The sequence below is a fragment of the Burkholderia sp. AU28863 genome, assembly GCF_002223195.1.
GTDB lineage: Bacteria > Pseudomonadota > Gammaproteobacteria > Burkholderiales > Burkholderiaceae > Burkholderia > Burkholderia sola.
Map to the genome: position 1 here is coordinate 1,005,324 of NZ_NKFE01000008.1, position 16,888 is coordinate 1,022,211.

Consider the following 16,888-nt stretch of genomic DNA (forward strand, 5'->3'; position numbering starts at 1 on the left):
TCATGAATTACCGCCGCCTCACCCCGTCGATGTCGCTGTTGCTCGTATTCGAGGCCGCCGCGCGACATGAAAGCTATACGCGCGCGGCCGACGAGCTGTCGCTGAGCCAGAGCGCGATCAGCCGGCAGGTGCAGACGCTCGAGGATCAGCTCGGCGTGCCGCTGTTCCGGCGCGAGGGCCGCTCGGTCAAGCTGACCGAAGTCGGCCGCCGCTACTTCGCCGAGCTGAGCGGCGCGCTCGGGCGCATTCGCGGCGCGACGCTGCAGGCGATGTCGCACCAGGCGGGCGCCGGCTCGCTGCGGCTGGCCACCCTGCCGACCTTCGGCTCGAAATGGCTGCTGCCGCACCTGCACGGCTTCTACGCCGCACATCCGGGCGTGACCGTGCACCTGCATTCACGGATCGGCGCGATCGATTTCCTCAATGACGACCTCGATGCGGCGATCACCGTCGGCGCGGGCGACTGGCCGGGCCTGCACGCGCACCGGCTGTACAACGAGTTCCTGGTCGCGATCGCGCCGCCCGATACCGACCGCGGCCGCAAGGCCGACGCGCGCACGCCGGCCTGGGCCGCGAAGCAGACGCTGCTGGGCGTGACGAGCAATCAGCAGGCCTGGGCCGAGTGGTTCTCGCACTATCGGCTCGACCATCGCCAGATGCGCGTCGGCCCGAGCTTCGAGCTGACGTCGCACCTGATCCAGGCCGTGCGAGCGGGAATGGGGATCGGGCTGGTGCCGAAGGTGCTCGTGGAAGATGAATTGAGCCGCGGCGAGCTCGTGTCGATCGGCGACGCGATTACCAGCCAGCGCAACTATTACCTCGTCTACCCGCCGGGCAACGACACGCTGCCGTCGCTGGTCGCCTTTCGCGAATGGCTGTTGACGTCGTGCTGACGCGCAGACCGTAGGCGGGCCTCAGGCTCGCCATTCGCCCAAAATCTGCTCGGCGAGGTAGTCGCACGGCGGCCGCGCGGAGTGCGCGCTGCGCGCGAGCACGACCTCGAGTTCGCCGAGCGACGGCAGCCCGTGGCTCTCCGACAGCTGCAACAGGTGATCGGGCACGCAGCAGCGCGCAAGCGGCGCGATGGCGAGGCCGGCCTCGACCATGCTGAGCAGCCCGAGAAAGCTCGGGCTTTCATACGACATCCGGAACGGAATCTTCCGCCGGTTCAGCGCCTTGATCGCATGATCGCGCGCCATGCTGCCGTGCGAGAACAGCGCGACCGGCAGCGGCCGCTCTTCCCACACGTTCCGTTTCGCCGATCCCGTCCATACGATCGGCTCGAGCCGGAGCAGCTCGCCGGACACACCCTTGACGCGGGTCAGGCACGCGAGGTCGACCGTGTTGTCCTTCAGCATCGGCACGAGCGCGCTGCTCGGCTGGCCGATCACGCGCACTTCCACGCGCGGATGCATCGCGGCGAACTTGCCGAGCACCTGCGGCAGCAGCGACGAGATGTAATCGTCGGGCACGCCGATCGTCACGCGGCCACGGATCTCCGGGCGCACGACCGACGCCCATGCCTCGTCGCGCATCGCGAGCATCCGGCGGCCGTAGTCGGCCAGCATCCTGCCGTCGTCGGTCGCCGTCACGTTGCGCGTGTCGCGGATGAACAGCGGCTTGCCGAGCGCGTCTTCCAGCGTCTTGATCTGCATGCTCACCGCCGACGGCGACCGGTGCACGATCTGCGCGCCCTGCGCGAACGATCCGGATTCCGCGACGGCCACCACCATCGCGAGCACATCGAGGTCGAGCTTCTTCATGTCGATTCAGAAAAACTGATCAATCTATTCAGTTTATCCCGTTTTACTGTTCGCCTCCAGCGCCGGACAATGAACCTCGTCAGCACTCACTCGATGCAGGAAGCGGAAAACATGCACACGTCCGGATCGCTCTACGGGTTTCTCGTCATCGGCGGCATGCTCGCGGTCACGCCGGGGCCGAACATGGTCTACGTGATGTCGCGCTCGATCGCGCAAGGGCGGGCGGCCGGCCTCGTTTCGCTCGCCGGCGTGATGCTCGGCTACCTGTTCTACATGTTCGCCGCGGCGTTCGGCATCACGACGCTGTTCATGAGCGTGCCCTACGCAGGCAGCGTGCTGGGCGCGGTCGGGGCGACCTATCTGCTGTACCTCGCCTGGCAGGCTGTGCGGCCGGGCGGCCGCTCGCCGTTCGAGGTGAAGACGCTGCCGAACGAGCAGCCGCTGCGGCTGCTCGCGATGGGCGCGACGACCAGCGTGCTGAACCCGAAGCTCGCGATGCTGTTCGTGTCGCTGCTGCCGCAGTTCATCGACTACGGGCAAGGCAGCGTGTTCGGCCAGTCGCTGTTTCTCGGCTCGCTGCTGATTGCCGCGTTCGCGTCGGCCAACGGGATGGTCGCGATTTGTTCGAGCAGCCTCGCGAAATTCCTGCACGGCCGCCCGATGTTGCTGCTCGCGCAGCGCTGGGCGATGGGCGCGGTGCTCGGCGGCCTCGGCGTGGAGATGATGATCGAGGCGTCGAAGTCGGCGGGCATCGCGTAAGCGTCGTGCCGCCGCGCGGGCCCGCACGATCGCGGGCGGCGCGCCGGGGGCGGGTCGGCGTCACGCGGCGATGGCCTGCCGCTGCGCCTCGAGTTCGCGCACGAGCGGCAGCACCCGTTTGCCGAAGTACTCGACCTCCTCGATGAAATGCAGGAATCCCGCGAGCACGAGATCGACGCCGATCGCCTTCAGCGCGACGATCCGCTCGGCGATCTGCCGGGGCGTGCCGATCAGGTTCGTGCGGAAGCCGTCGTTATACTGCACGAGATCCTCGAACGTCGATTTCGCCCAGTTGCCCTCACCTTCGGGCGACGCCTTGCCGGCCTGCTTCACCGCATCGCCGAACGCGTGCACGGCCTCGACGTGCGCATGCCGGATGATGTCGTCGAGCACGGCCTTCGCCTCTTCCTCGGTGTCGCGCGCGATCACGAACGCATTGACGCCGATCCGCACGCGATGGTTGTTCGCGGCCGCCTTCGCGCGGATGTCGTCGATCTGCGCCTTCAGGTTCTCCGGCGTATTGCCGTTCGTGAAATACCAGTCCGACACGCTCGCCGCGTTGTCGCGCGCCGCGCGCGAGCTGCCGCCCTGGAAGATTTCCGGATGCGGCTTCTGCACCGGCTTCGGGCTCAGCGTGTAATCGTTGAAGCGGTAGAAGTCGCCCTTGAACGTGAAGTTGTCCTGCGTCCAGATGCCCTTCAGCGCCTGGATGAATTCCTTCGAGCGCCGATAGCGCTCGTCGTGCTCGAGCCACGGCTCGCCGATCGCGGTGAATTCGCCCTTGAACCAGCCGCTCACGACGTTGATCGCGATGCGCCCGTTCGAGATGTGGTCGATCGTCGCGAGCTGCTTCGCGACCACGGCCGGATGCCACGGCCCCGGCAGAATCGCGGCGAGCACCTTGAGCTTCGTCGTCGCATGCAGCAGCGCCTGGCTGAACGACACCGACTCGTGCTGGTATTCGGCGCCGTAGCCGGCCGTGAAGCGGATCTGGCTCAGCGCGTAGTCGAAGCCGGCCGCCTCTGCCGTGCGCGCGAGCGTCTGGTTGTATTCGAGGCTCCAGTCGGTGCGCTGCTCGATCGTGCTGACGACGAGGCCGCCGCTGACGTTCGGCACCCAGTACGCGAATTTGACGCCGTCGGCGGAAGGGTCGGGAAGGCTCATGAAGGTGTCCTGGTCGAAGGGGAAATGAAAAAGCGGCTTACGCGGCCGCGGCGGAGAGCGCGTGCGGGCGCAGTTGCGGCACCGCACGCGCCACGGCGAGCGCGATGCGCTCGCGCAACGCCGGGTTCGCGATCTGGTACTGATCGAAATCGCTTTCGGACGCATACACGCCGATCGGCAGCGTGCGTGCCTGGAAGAAGCTGAACAGCGGGCGCAGCTGATGATCGATCACGAGCGCATGACGCTCGCTGCCGCCGGTCGCGGCGAGCAGCACGGGCACGTCGACGAGCGCGTCGTGGCGCACGAGGTCGAACAGGTGCTTGAAGAGGCCCGTGTACGACGCGCGATATACCGGGCTCGCGACGACGAGCGCGTCTGCCGTCTCGATCGCGCGGATCAGCGCATCGAGATCGGCCGGCACCTGCGCGCGCGTCAGCGCGCCGGCCAGCCGGCTGCCGATCTCGCCGAGTTCGATCAGCCGCGTATCGATCGGCAGCGCGGCGCCGAGCGCCGTGACGATCGCGTCGGTCAGCGCCAGCGTGCGCGACGGCCGCTGCAGGCTGCCCGATATCGCGACGACGTTGAAGGTGGGGCTCATGCGATGCGTTCCCGTGGTGGAGCCGCGTGCAATGCGGCGATACCGGTTCGGGTCAGCAAGGAGCGTGCCATCGGGACGGGGGCATCGTGGAAAGTTCATCTGCATCACGAAGTTTCTCGCCATCGACCGCCGGAAATGGTGTTCGGCCTAATGCGCGACAGTGGCAAGTGTTCCGTCCCGCGCGTCACATCGATATTCCGCCACGCGATGAACACCGTGCAGCAGGCCTGCTGATGCGCTGCTGATCAGGCAGCAGCGCATCGCACGCGATAGCGCCGAATTCGACGACAAGGCGTCACGACACCGCCGCTCGTCCGCGCCGTTGCGGGTTCCGCAGCAATCGCGCTTTGGTTATCAGAAATCGATGCTTTTCGCGCGCGGCGAAACGTTCAACACTCTGCTGACCACGCAGCAGCCGACCCGCATCGCCCGGCCATCCAACGGTTCATCGCCATGACCTCCATTTCCGCTTCGTCGCGCCCGCTCAATCTTCGTGTCGTCACCGCTTCCCGCAACCCGGCCCGGCTTCAGGCCGCGGCACCCGTGCCCGCGCGGCCCGAGCGTCACACGCCGTCCCGCGCGCACGCGCACGTGTTCGCCGATCCGCGCTCGCTTGCGTTGCTCGAACAGGTTCGCCGCGTCGCGCCGAGCGACGCGAACGTGCTGATCGTCGGCGAGACGGGCACCGGCAAGGAACTGATCGCGCGCCACGTGCATGAGCTCGGCGCCCGGCGCGACGGGCCGTTCGTCGCGGTGAACTGCGGCGCATTCTCCGAAACGCTCGTCGACAGCGAATTGTTCGGTCACGAGAAAGGCGCGTTTACCGGCGCATTCAGCGCGAAGCCCGGCTGGTTCGAAGCCGCGCACGGCGGCACGCTGTTTCTCGACGAAATCGGCGACCTGCCGCTCGCGATGCAGGTCAAGCTGCTGCGCGTGCTGCAGGAGCGCGAGGTCGTGCGGCTCGGTTCGCGCACGGGGATTCCGGTCGACGTGCGCGTGGTCGCGGCGACCAACGTCGACTTGCAGCAGGCGGTCGCGGCCGGCCATTTTCGCGGCGACCTGTTCTACCGGCTCAACGTCGTGCAGCTCGCCGTCCCGCCGCTGCGCGACCGCCCGGGCGACATCCTGCCGCTCGCGCGCCATTTCTTCGACATTTACCGCGATCGGCTCGGCGGCGGCCCGCGCCGCATCGATCCGCGCGCCGAGCGCCGGCTCGAGGCGCACGGCTGGCCCGGCAATATCCGCGAACTGGAGAACGTGATCCATCACGCGCTGCTCGTGAGCCGCCACGATGCGCTGCAGGACACCGACCTGCACATCGCGCCGCCATGCCTGCCGGCCGTTGTCGCGCCCGCAGCGGCGTCGCCCACCGACGCACAGGCGGCGCTCGAACACGCGCTGCGCGATCTGTTCGACGACGGGCACGGCAATCTCTTCGAACACATCGAAGACACGGTCATGCGCGTCGCGTTCGAATTCAGCCATCGCAACCAGATCCGCGCCGCGCAGTTGCTCGGCATCAGCCGCAACGTGCTGCGTGCGCGGCTGATTCGCGCGAAGGTCATTACCGCGCTGAAATAGCGGCACGCGAGCACCGTCGCTGCGCCCCGGCACCATGACGCCATCGCGCCGCGATCCGCGCCGCAACATCCGAACCTGATGTATCGTGGCGCGAAGCGTACGCTTCGTTGCCCGCCCCGCATCCGGTCGCCCGTGACGCGACCTCCCGCGACCGGCAACAGTTCACGCACGATCCTCCGCAACACGAAAGCCGTCCGGCGCCCGTGCGCGTCCGGCCGAGCCCCGTTCACCCGTCCGGAATCCGTCGCCATGAAAAAGCTTGTGAACCGCCCGTCCGACGTCGTGCGAGAAATGCTGGAAGGCATCGCGCGGCAATCGCCGCATCTTGCGATCCTCGGCGACGAGCACGTGCTCGTCCGCCAGCCGCTACCCGAGCCGTCGCAGCGGCCGGTCGCGATCCTGTCCGGCGGCGGCAGCGGCCACGAGCCCGCGCACGGCGGCTATGTCGGCGAAGGGATGCTGAGCGCGGCCGTGTGCGGTGAAGTATTCACGTCGCCGTCGACCGACGCCATACTCGCCGCGATCCGCGCGAGCGCCGGCCCGAACGGCGCGCTGCTGATCGTGAAGAACTACACCGGCGACCGGCTCAATTTCGGGCTCGCCGCGGAGCTCGCGCGCGCGGAAGGCATTCCGGTCGAAACCGTCATCGTCGCCGACGACGTATCGCTGCGCGGCCGCGTCGAGCGCGGCCAGCGGCGGGGGATCGCCGGCACCGTGCTGATCCACAAGCTCGCGGGCGCTGCCGCCGCGCGCGGGCTGCCGCTTGCCCGCGTCGCGAGCATCGCGCGCGACGCGGCGGCCGAGCTCGGCACGATGGGCGTCGCGCTCGACGGCTGCACGATCCCGGGCGCCGACAAGTCGGGATTCAGCCTCGCCGATCACGAAATCGAGCTCGGCCTCGGCATCCACGGCGAGAAAGGCGTCGAGCGCCGCGCGCCGTTGCCGGCCGACGCGCTGGCGGACACGCTGCTGTCGAGCATCGTCGCCGATCTCGTGCTCGACCGCGACGAACGCGTCGCGCTGTTCGTCAACGGCCTCGGCGCGACGCCGGAGATGGAACTCGCGATCGTGCTGCGCGCCGCGTTCGACAACCTGAGCCGGCGCGGCATCGTCGTCGCGCGCGCGTGGGCCGGCACGTTCCTGTCCGCGCTGAACATGCCGGGCTGCTCGATCTCGGTGCTGCGGCTGAACGACGAGCGCGCGGCGCTGCTCGACGCGCCAACGCAGGCGCGCGCATGGCCCGGCGGCGGCATCGTCAACACGCAGATTCGCGTGGCCGCGGCCGCGTCGCAGGACGCGCCGCCGCCGCCGCTCGATGCGGCCGGCCGCGCATGGGCCGCGCGCCTGCAACCGGCGCTGCACGCAGTGGCGCAGACGCTGATCGATCACGAGCAGACGTTGACGGATCTCGATGCGGCAGCGGGCGACGGCGATCTCGGCGCGAGTATGCGCCGCGCCGCGCAGGCGATCCTCGAACTACCCGACACCGCGTACGGCACGCCGTCCGGCGCGCTCGCGGCGCTCGGCGCCGCATTGCGCCGCGCGATCGCCGGCAGCTCCGGGCCGTTCTATGCGACCGCGCTGCTGCGCGCGTCGCGCCGGCTGGCCGATATCGCCGAGCCGTCGCCGCGCGACTGGGCGGCGGCGTTCCGCGCCGCGGTGGATTCGATCGGCGAACTCGGCGGCGCGCAGGCGGGCGACCGGACGATGCTCGATGCGCTGGTGCCGGCCGTCGACGCATTCGGCCGCGCGCTCGACGGCGATCGCGATCCCGCGAACGCATGGGCGGCGGCCGTCGACGCGGCAGAGCGAGGCGCGGAGGACACGGCGCGCATGACGCCGCGCGCGGGACGGGCCAGCTATCTCGGCGAGCGCGCGATCGGCACGCCGGATGGCGGTGCGGTGGCCGTGTCGTACTGGCTGCGCGCGCTGCTGCCGCACGTGCGGTAACGGGCGCGCGCGGCCGCGTTCAGACGCCTTCGACCAGCACCGCGCGATAGCGCGCGCCCTTGAACCGGTGCTGAACGACCGCCTGGTATTCGGGGCCGTGATACCACGCGTGCGCGGCCTCCTTCGACGGGAACTCGACGATCACGACGCCTTCCGGGCCTTCACCCTCGAGGATTTCCTGCGGCCCATATGCGGCAAGCACCTTCACCGGATGGCCGGCAAGGGTCGCGCCGACCTGGCTCGAGTAGAGGTCGAGCTCATGCTGGTCCTGCGTGCTTTCCCGTGTAAAGACGATGTAGGTCGCCACGATATGCGCTCCTGATCAAGGTTGAAAAAAGGGACGCCACGCGCGGCACAGTCCGAGAAATCCCGCGTGGCAGCGCGCAGCTTACCGCCGATCGCCGGCCGGCGCCGCGCCGAGCCGGCCACGGCCTCCGCGGGCCGCCCGCCACGGCGCGGGAAAACCCCGATCTCCACATCGTCCTATGACATCGGGTGTCGCTAATTGGCGGGATTACTTTGATCCTCGTCGGCGCCCGCCCGGGCGCACGCTGATAGCGAGGACCCCTCATGCGATACGTGCCATCGTGGACTTCCGTTTCCGCCGCCGCGTCCGTTCCGGACGAGACGGCTTCCCGCGGCGACGAGCCGCACAGCCTGCCGCGGGTCGCGATCGCGGCCGCCGCCCTCGGCAATGCGACCGAATGGTTCGATTACGGCATTTACGCGTACGGCCTCGCGTACATTTCCGCCGCGCTGTTTCCGGGCAACACGGCCAGCGCGACGCTGTTCGCGCTCGGCACGTTCGCGATTTCGTTCCTGATCCGCCCGCTCGGCGGCCTGTTCTGGGGGCCGCTCGGCGACCGGCTCGGCCGCAAGCGCGTGCTCGCGCTGACCGTCCTGACAATGTCGGGCGCCACGCTGCTCGTCGGCGTGCTGCCGAGCTATGCGACGGCCGGCTGGCTCGCCCCGGCCGCACTGATCGTGCTGCGCATGGTGCAGGGTTTCTCGACCGGCGGCGAATACGGCGGTGCGGCCACCTTCATTGCCGAATACGCGCCCGATTCGCGGCGCGGCCTGTGCGGCAGCTTCCTCGAATTCGCGACGCTCGCCGGCTTCTCGCTCGGCGCGTTCCTGATGCTCGGCTTCGCGCTGCTGCTCGGCGATTCGGCGATGCATGCGTGGGGCTGGCGTCTGCCGTTCCTGGTCGCCGCGCCGCTCGGCCTGATCGGCTTCTACCTGCGCTCGCGCCTCGAGGAAACGCCGGTGTTCCGCGAGCTCGAGGAACAGGCGCACCGCCGCGAGAAAAGTGTCGTCGCCGCGCTGCCGATCCGGCTGCTGCTGGTGCGCTATGCGAAGCCGCTGCTGCTCCTCGGCGGGCTCGTCGTCGCATTGAACGTCGTCAACTACGTGCTGCTCGCGTACATGCCGACTTACATGCACAAGGAACTCGGCGTCAGCGAGAACATGTCGCTGCTGATTCCGCTGATCGGCATGCTCGCGATGATGGTGCTGCTGCCGTTCGCCGGCTGGCTGTCGGACCGCGTCGGTCGCAAGACGATGTGGTGGTTCTCGCTCATCGGGCTGTTCGTCGCGGCCGTGCCGATGTTCACGCTGATGACGCATGGTCCGCTCGGCGCGCTCATCGGCTTCGCGGTGCTCGGCGTGCTGTACGTGCCGCAGCTTGCCACCATTTCCGCGATGTTCCCGGCGATGTTCCCGACCCACGTCCGGTATGCGGGCATGGCGATCGCGTACAACGTGTCGACGTCGCTGTTCGGCGGCACCGCGCCGATCGTCAACGACTGGCTGATCGGCAAGACCGGCAACGCGCTGATTCCCGCCTACTACATGATGGCCGCGTGCGCGGTCGGGTTGGTCGCGCTGCTGGCGGTGATCGAGACGCGCGGGTGTTCGCTGCGCGGCGACACCCTTCCCGGCCAGCCGGGCTGACCTGCGCGCCGGCCGCTCGCCGGCTTCCCATAAACGGCATCCCTTGCATCGCCCGCCGTCCGGCAACGGACGGCGGGCGATGTGCGTTTCGGACGGCAGAAGCCGCCGCCGGATTGTTGTCGTCCGGGCAACACGATGTGCGCACGTGCGGCGCTGTCGGCATGTGTCGGCCGTCACTACAATCGCTGACACGCTCGACCGGAATCCGGACGAACCGAAGCGCGCGCCATTCACGCTCGCGCTCGCGAACCGCTCTGCGCCGCGCAGTGCGGATTACCTCACTCGACGAACAGGATTACTGAACATGAACGCACCCATCCGCAACGTCCAGCCGGTCATCGAACCCCTGGGCAACGAAGCTTCGGGCGAGCTCGTTCCGTCCCGCTACGCCGTACGCATCGGCGATGTCGATGTCGTGCTGATCAGCGACGGCGTGCTGCCGCTGCCGACTTCCACCATGTCCACCAATGTAAGCGAAGCGGATCGCAACGCATGGTTCGACGGCCGTTTCCTGCAACGCGACATGTTCGACTGGGCGCTCAACATCGCGCTCGTGCGCAGCGCCGATCGCCTGATCCTGATCGACTCGGGCGTGGGCGACGGCTTCGAATACTTCACGCGTGCCGGGCGCTCGGTGATGCGCCTGGAATCGGCCGGCATCGACCTGGCTGCGATCACCGATATCGTGATCACGCACATGCACATGGATCACGTGGGCGGGCTGAACGTCGACGGCGTCAAGGCGAAGCTGCGCCCGGACGTACGCATTCACGCATCGGCCGCCGAAGTGGCGTTCTGGAAAAATCCGGACTTCAGCAAGACGGTGATGCCGGAAACCGTTCCGCCCGCGCTACGCAAGGCGGCCGCGAAATTCGTGGAACTCTATGGCGAAAACATCGTGCCGTTCGACCGGACCGTGGAAGTCGCCGCGGGCGTGTCGGCGCGGGTCACGGGCGGCCATACGCCGGGCCACTGCGTGGTCGACATCGCATCGAACGGGGAAAAGCTGACGTTCGCGGGCGACGCGATTTTCGAAGTCAACTTCGACAATCCCGACTGGCAAAACGGCTTCGAGCACGATCCGGACGCGGCGGTCGACGTGCGTATCGCACTGTTCAACGAAGCCGCCGACACCGGCGCGCTGCTGGCCGCGGCCCATGTCGCGTTCCCGTCCATCGGGCATGTTGCGCGGCACGGCGACGGGTTCCGCTTCGTTCCGGTCGTGTGGGATTACTGAGTGACGGCCGATCACCGACGCGCGCCGTCGGCGATGCCCTGACGGTTTCCCCGAACCGTACCGGCAAAAAAACGCCGCCGCACTTGCATGCGGCGGCGTCACCTCACGCGCCGAAGCGCGCATCAGGACCGCTTGAAAATCACGCGACAGCCGAAAGATTCCGCTCCGCGACCTCATCCACCGCATCCTTCACGATGCCGACGATCTCGTCGGCTTCGTCGCGCGTCATCACGAGCGGCGGCGCAAACCCGAGAATGTCGCCGTGCGGCATCGCCCGCGCGATCACGCCACGCTGCAACGCGGCGGCCGACACCTGCGCGCCGATCTTCAGCGCGGGATCAAACGGCGTGCGCGCATCCTTGTCCGCCATGAACTCGAGCGCGGCCAGCATGCCGACGCTGCGCACCTCGCCGACGAGCGGATGCGCGCCGAATGCATCGCGCAGCTTCGCGCCGAAATACGCGCCCACGTCCGCAGCGTTGCCGACCAGGTTCTCGCGCTCCAGGATCGCGAGGTTCGCGAGCGCGGCGGCCGCGCATACCGGATGCCCGGAGTACGTCCACCCGTGCCCCATCGGCCCGTGTTCCTGCGAGCCGCGCGCGATCACGTCCCACACCTTCTCGCCGACGATCACGCCCGACAGCGGCGCATACGCGCTCGTCAGTCCCTTCGCGACCGTGATCAGGTCGGGCTCGATCCCGAAGTGCTGCGCGCCCATCTTCGAGCCGAGACGCCCGAACCCGCACACGACTTCGTCGGAGATCAGCAGGATGTCGTGCTTGCGCAGCACGGCCTGGATCGCGGGCCAGTAGCCGGCCGGCGGTTCGATGATGCCGCCCGTGCCCATCACCGGCTCCGCGATGAACGCGGCGACCGTGTCGGCGCCCTCGCGCGCGATCAGCTGCTCGAGTGCGTCGACGCAGTACGCGACGAACTGCGCTTCGTTCATGCCGGCCGGCGCCTTGCGATACCAGTGCGGACACACCGTATGCTTCACGCGGTCGATCGGCAGGTCGAAATGCTGGTGGAAGCTCGGCAGGCCCGTGAGGCTGCCGGTCACGATGCCGGAGCCGTGATAGCCGCGCTCGCGCGAGATGATCTTCTTCTTGTTCGGGCGGCCGAGCACGTTGTTGTAGTACCAGACGATCTTGACCTGCGTCTCGTTCGCATCGGAACCCGACATCCCGTAATAGACCTTCTTCATCCCCGCCGGCGACCAGTCGATGATGCGCGACGACAGCTCGATGATCGCGTCCGACGCGTGGCCGACGTACGTGTGGTAGTACGCGAGCTGCTTCGCCTGCTCGTACATCGCGTCGGCCACCTCGGTGCGGCCGTAGCCGATGTTCACGCAGTAGAGTCCGGCGAACGCGTCGATATAGCGCTTGCCCTGGTGATCCTCGATGCGGATGCCTTCGCCGCCGCGCACGATCTTGCCCGGCAGCGCGCCGGTCTCGTGGTCGTACGCGTGCGTCGACGGGTGCATGAAGTGGGCGCGGTCCTCGCGCAGCAGTGCGTCGATGGATTTTTGCATGATGTGCTCCTTTGAATGGGTCAGGCCGTCGCCGCGACAGGCAGGCCGAGATTGCCGAGGCAGAAGTACTTGGTTTCGGTGAACGGCTCGAAGCCTTCGGCGCCGCCTTCGCGCCCGAGTCCCGACGCCTTCATCCCGCCGAACGGGATCGGCGCGCCGGTGAATTTCACGCCGTTGACCGACACCATCGCGAAGTCGAGCCGCCGCACCAGCTGGAAGATCGTGTCGATGCGCGTCGCGCACACGTACGCGGCGAGTCCGTATTCGGTGTCGTTTGCCGTTTCGACCGCTTCGTCGAGCGTGTCGAACGCGCAAACGGCCGAGATCGGCGCGAAGTTTTCCTCGTCGACCACCCGCATGCCCGGCGCGGCATCCGCAATCACGGTCGGCTCGTAGAACCATCCGCCGAGCGCATGCGGCCGGCCGCCCGCGACGATGCGCGCGCCGCGTGTCCGTGCGTCCTCGACACGCGCCACGGTCGCGTCGAACGCGGCCTGGTGCATCAGCGGGCCAACGTCGACGCCTGGCTCGAATGCGGGCCCCGTCTTGAGCGCGCGCACCGCGTTCGCATACCGTTCGACGAATGCGTCGTACAGCGGGCGCGCGACGAGAATCCGGTTCGCCGCGCAGCAGTCCTGGCCGGACGTCTGGAACTTCGCGCCGACGGCAATCCGCACCGCCTGCTCGAGATCCGCATCCTCGGTCACGATGAACGGCGCATTGCCGCCCAGTTCGAGCGCGATCTTGCGGATGCCGGCCTTCGCGGCGGTCTCGGTCACGAGCCGCCCGACGCGCGTCGAGCCGGTGAAGCTCACCGCGCGCACGCGCGCATCGCCGACCAGCGTTTCCATGGCCATCTGCGGCTCGCCGAGCACGACGTTGAACACGCCGGCCGGGAAGCCGGCCTCGTCGGCGAGCTGCGCGAGCGCGAGCGCCGAGAACGGCGTTTCATGCGCGGGCTTCACGACCACGGTACAACCGACCGCGATCGCGGCCGCCGCCTTGCGCGTGATCATCGCGGCCGGGAAATTCCACGGCGTGATCAGCGCCGCGACGCCGACCGGCTCCATCACGGTGCCCAGATGCGCGCCGTCGATGTGGGTCGGAATCGTGCGTCCCGCGAAGCGCTTCGCCTCGTTCGCGAACCATTCGACGAAGCTCGCCGCATAGCGGATCTCGCCGCGCGCTTCGGCCAGCGGCTTGCCCTGTTCCAGCGACAGCAGCGCGGCCAGATCGTCGACGTGACGCAAGATCAGCGCATGCCAGCGCAGCAACGCCGCGCTGCGCACCGCTTGCGACGTCCAGCGCCAGGTGTCGTACGCGCGCTGCGCGGCGTCGACGGCCGCGACGATCTGCGCGCGCTCGAGCATCGGCACGTGGCCGATCACGGCCTGATCGGCGGGGTTCACGACGGCGACCGTCGCGGCACTGTCGCTGTGAATCCAGCGACCGTCGACATAGCAGGTCGACTTGAACAGAACGGGGTGTCCGGGCAGCATGCTGCGTCTCCTCGTTGGTGGGCACGAGCTTCATTGTGTCGCGCCCGCGCATGCGGAAATTTCGGTTTGCACGGCGGGAAATGCGAGTTTTTTCCGTATTGCCGCGCGCCGGCGCGAACTTTTACAGCCAGTCGGGCGCGCCGCCGGATGCGCACTTCACGACCTTCGTCACGATGTACGTGAAGTAGCGCTCGATGCCGAGGTCTTCCATCAGCAACGCATCGATGAAGCGCTGGTAATGGTCGATGTCGCGCGCGACCACGTGCAGCACGTAGTCGACGCCGCCTCCCGTCGCATAGCACTGCGCGACCTCGGGCGCGGCGGCCACGCGGTCCTCGAAGCGCCGCATGTCGGGCGCAGTGTGCCGCGACAGCGTCACCTCGACGACGATGCGGCTGCCGGAGAACGCGCCGATCCAGTCGACGTCCGCGCGATAACCGCGGATCACGCCGCTTTCCTCGAGCTTGCGCACGCGCTCCCATGCCGGCGAAATCGACAGGTTCACGGCCTCCGCGAGCTTCGACTTCGTGATGCGCCCGTCGCGCTCGAGCAGGCGCAGGATCGCGAGGTCGTATCGGTCGAGCTTGATCACGTCGTGCGCGTCCTCATACGGCCACCGGAATGTTGCGCTCGACGATGTCGGCCACCACCGCGATCGTGTCGCCGGTCTGCACGATGCCCGGAAAATGCCGCGCCGCGAGCAGCCCGCGCCGCCGCGCGACGTACTCGACCGGCGTGACGCCCGTGCGGTCGATGTCGTGCACGCGCGCGAGCACGTCGCCGGCCTCGACCTCGCTGCCGAGATCGCGGCACATCTCGAGCAGCCCGCGATGCTCGCTCGTCGTGAAGCACGAGCCGTCCGGCATGTCGAGCAGCGTCGTCGTGCGCGGTGCGTTGCCATCGATGACGTCCTTCGCTATCACGCCCGCATGCGCGAGAAATCCATACACGCCGCGCTCGGCGATCGCGACGCTCGCCGCCGTCGACGTGCCGCCGCCGCCCAGTTCGGTCGACACGAACACCTTGCCGGCTTCCTCGGCTGCGCTGTCGTACAGGCCGACGCTGTCGAGTTCCAGCATGCGCATCGAATACGGCGCGCCGAACGCGCGCATCGCGCGCTCGCAGCGTGCCTCCTGGTCGCGATCTTCCAGCACGTGAATCGCCGCGAACGGCACGAAGTCGAGCGTGCGGCCACCCGCGTGAATGTCGAGCACGTACGTCGCAAGCGGCAGCAAATGCCGCTGGAAGTAATCGGCGATCTTCTCGGTCACCGTGCCGTCCGGCCGGCCCGGGAAGCTGCGATTGAGGTTGCCCGCATCGATCGGCGACGTGCGGCAACCGGCACGAAACGCCGGGTAGTTCATGAACGGCACGACGATCACGCGGCCGGTCACGTCGGCCGCCTTCAGCGAACCGGCGAGCTTCGACAGCGCGACCGGCCCTTCGTACTCGTCGCCGTGATTGCCGCCGGTCAGCAACACCGTCGGCCCGTCGCCGCGCTTCACGACGGTCACCGGAATCATGATCGCGCCCCACGCGGAATCGTCGCGCGAGTAAGGCAGCTTCAGGAAGCCGTGCTGTTCGCCGTCCGCGTCGAAATCGACGGTCGGCGTAATCGGGGAAGCACGCATCGCCCTACTCCTTCACGAACAGCTTGCGCGGCACGTTGCAGAACGTCTCGACGCCGGTCTCGGTGATCAGGATGCTCTCCGTGATCTCCAGCCCCCAGTCGTCGAGCCACAGCCCGGGCATGAAGTGGAACGTCATGCCGGGTTCGAGCACCGTCCGGTCGCCCGGACGCAGGCTCATCGTGCGCTCGCCCCAGTCGGGCGGATAGCTCGCGCCGATCGGGTAGCCGCAGCGGCTGTCCTTGTCGATGCCCGCGCGGCGCAGGACCGCGAAGAACGCGTTCGCGATGTCCTCGCACACGTTGCCCGGCTTCGCGGCCGCGAGCCCGGCCTCAATCCCTTCGACCACCGCGCGCTCGCCTTCGATGAAGTGCGCGGGCGGTTTGCCGAGATAGACGGTGCGCGACAGCGGGCAGTGATAGCGGCGGTAGCAGCCGGCAATCTCGAAGAACGTGCCGGCGCCGCGCGCGAACGTCGAGTCGTCCCAGGTCAGGTGCGGCGCGGCCGCGTCGGCGCCGGTCGGCAGCAGCGGCACGATCGCCGGGTAGTCGCCGCCGAAACCATCCGCGCCGCCGATCCCGGTCGCATAGATCTGCGCGACCAGGTCGCTTTTCTTCATGCCCGGCTCGATCGTCTCGACGATGTGCGCATGCATCCGCTCGACGATGCGCGCCGCCACGCGCATGTACTCGATCTCGCGCGGCGACTTCACCGCGCGCTGCCAGTTGACGAGCGCGGTCGCGTCGACCCAGCGCGCGGCCGGCAGGTGCCTCTGCAACGACGCGTATGCCGCCGCGCTGAAGTAGTAGTTGTCGAGCTCGACGCCGATACGCAGCGTGTTCCAGCCGCGCGCGGCGATGACTTCGGTGGACAGGTAATCCATCGGGTGGCGCGCGGGCGACTGCACGTAATGATCGGGATAGCCGACGATGTTCTCGTGCGCCATGAACGCGGTGCGCTTCGCGCCGTTCGCGTCCTGGCCGCGCCCGAACCACACGGGTTCGCCGTCCAGCGCGAGCAGCACGCACTGGTGCACGTAGAACGACCAGCCGTCATAGCCGGTGAGCCAGCCCATGTTGGTCGGGTCGGTGACGATCAGCAGGTCGATGCCGGCCCGCTCCATCGCCGCGCGCGTCTTCGCGATCCGCGCGGCATATTCGCTGCGCGCGAATGCGAGACGCGGCGCGGCTGTCTGGGTTTCGATGACTGCGGACATCTGTCT

General features: G+C 68.2%; 15 protein-coding genes. 6 read left to right on the forward strand and 9 right to left on the reverse strand.

Annotated features, from left to right (window positions below):
* The first annotated feature begins 2 nt into the window (after positions 1–2).
* Entirely contained in the window at positions 3–893 is an 891-nt protein-coding gene (locus CFB81_RS34370; protein ID WP_089438093.1) for a LysR substrate-binding domain-containing protein, read from the forward strand.
* A gap of 21 nt (positions 894–914) precedes the next feature.
* Here the strand turns inward: CFB81_RS34370 and CFB81_RS34375 are convergent, their stop codons facing one another.
* The gene (locus CFB81_RS34375; RefSeq protein ID WP_089438094.1) at positions 915–1,763 is read right to left on the reverse strand and encodes a LysR substrate-binding domain-containing protein; all 849 of its coding nucleotides are present in this window, start codon (positions 1,761–1,763) and stop codon (positions 915–917) included.
* A 111-nt stretch (positions 1,764–1,874) separates the two neighbouring features.
* On the opposite strand from CFB81_RS34375, the gene CFB81_RS34380 reads away from it, so the two are divergent.
* Positions 1,875–2,522, forward strand: a complete 648-nt coding sequence (locus tag CFB81_RS34380) for a LysE family translocator (protein WP_069620095.1) — start codon at positions 1,875–1,877, stop codon at positions 2,520–2,522.
* A 60-nt stretch (positions 2,523–2,582) separates the two neighbouring features.
* Here the strand turns inward: CFB81_RS34380 and sfnG are convergent, their stop codons facing one another.
* Both sfnG and msuE read right to left on the reverse strand, forming a co-directional pair.
* The gene (gene sfnG / locus CFB81_RS34385) at positions 2,583–3,686 is read right to left on the reverse strand and encodes a dimethylsulfone monooxygenase SfnG (RefSeq protein WP_069619720.1); all 1,104 of its coding nucleotides are present in this window, start codon (positions 3,684–3,686) and stop codon (positions 2,583–2,585) included.
* 37 nt (positions 3,687–3,723) lie between these two features.
* On the reverse strand, positions 3,724–4,284 hold the full coding sequence (gene msuE, locus CFB81_RS34390; RefSeq protein WP_089438095.1) for an FMN reductase: 561 nt from the start codon (positions 4,282–4,284) through the stop codon (positions 3,724–3,726).
* A 453-nt stretch (positions 4,285–4,737) separates the two neighbouring features.
* Between msuE and CFB81_RS34400 the strand changes: the two genes are divergently transcribed.
* A complete protein-coding gene (locus tag CFB81_RS34400) occupies positions 4,738–5,865 on the forward strand; it encodes a sigma-54-dependent Fis family transcriptional regulator (protein WP_089438096.1) in 1,128 nt (375 codons plus the stop codon).
* A gap of 249 nt (positions 5,866–6,114) precedes the next feature.
* The gene (gene dhaL / locus CFB81_RS34405) at positions 6,115–7,815 is read left to right on the forward strand and encodes a dihydroxyacetone kinase subunit DhaL (RefSeq protein WP_089438097.1); all 1,701 of its coding nucleotides are present in this window, start codon (positions 6,115–6,117) and stop codon (positions 7,813–7,815) included.
* A 19-nt stretch (positions 7,816–7,834) separates the two neighbouring features.
* Here dhaL and CFB81_RS34410 read toward each other — a convergent pair whose 3' ends face one another.
* Positions 7,835–8,122 (reverse strand): DUF1330 domain-containing protein, encoded by a 288-nt coding sequence (locus CFB81_RS34410; RefSeq protein ID WP_089438098.1) that lies wholly within the window; start codon positions 8,120–8,122, stop codon positions 7,835–7,837.
* A 263-nt stretch (positions 8,123–8,385) separates the two neighbouring features.
* Here CFB81_RS34410 and CFB81_RS34415 point away from each other — a divergent pair, with 263 nt between their 5' ends.
* Both CFB81_RS34415 and CFB81_RS34420 read left to right on the forward strand, forming a co-directional pair.
* Positions 8,386–9,768: an MFS transporter gene (locus tag CFB81_RS34415; RefSeq protein ID WP_089438099.1), complete on the forward strand. Its 1,383-nt coding sequence runs from the start codon at positions 8,386–8,388 to the stop codon at positions 9,766–9,768.
* A gap of 304 nt (positions 9,769–10,072) precedes the next feature.
* Entirely contained in the window at positions 10,073–11,005 is a 933-nt protein-coding gene (locus CFB81_RS34420) for an MBL fold metallo-hydrolase (protein ID WP_089438100.1), read from the forward strand.
* Positions 11,006–11,144: 139 nt separating this feature from the next.
* Here CFB81_RS34420 and CFB81_RS34425 read toward each other — a convergent pair whose 3' ends face one another.
* The 5 genes from CFB81_RS34425 to doeA all read right to left on the reverse strand — a co-directional run bounded on the left by CFB81_RS34425 (position 11,145) and on the right by doeA (position 16,882).
* Entirely contained in the window at positions 11,145–12,539 is a 1,395-nt protein-coding gene (locus tag CFB81_RS34425) for an aspartate aminotransferase family protein (protein WP_089438101.1), read from the reverse strand.
* A 20-nt stretch (positions 12,540–12,559) separates the two neighbouring features.
* Positions 12,560–14,038, reverse strand: a complete 1,479-nt coding sequence (locus tag CFB81_RS34430; protein WP_089438102.1) for an NAD-dependent succinate-semialdehyde dehydrogenase — start codon at positions 14,036–14,038, stop codon at positions 12,560–12,562.
* A gap of 121 nt (positions 14,039–14,159) precedes the next feature.
* The gene (locus CFB81_RS34435) at positions 14,160–14,630 is read right to left on the reverse strand and encodes an Lrp/AsnC family transcriptional regulator (protein WP_006489640.1); all 471 of its coding nucleotides are present in this window, start codon (positions 14,628–14,630) and stop codon (positions 14,160–14,162) included.
* A gap of 13 nt (positions 14,631–14,643) precedes the next feature.
* Positions 14,644–15,669: a N(2)-acetyl-L-2,4-diaminobutanoate deacetylase DoeB gene (gene doeB, locus CFB81_RS34440; RefSeq protein ID WP_089438103.1), complete on the reverse strand. Its 1,026-nt coding sequence runs from the start codon at positions 15,667–15,669 to the stop codon at positions 14,644–14,646.
* Between the two features lie 4 nt (positions 15,670–15,673).
* Positions 15,674–16,882 (reverse strand): ectoine hydrolase DoeA, encoded by a 1,209-nt coding sequence (gene doeA, locus CFB81_RS34445; protein ID WP_089438104.1) that lies wholly within the window; start codon positions 16,880–16,882, stop codon positions 15,674–15,676.
* Between the last annotated feature and the right edge of the window lie 6 nt (positions 16,883–16,888).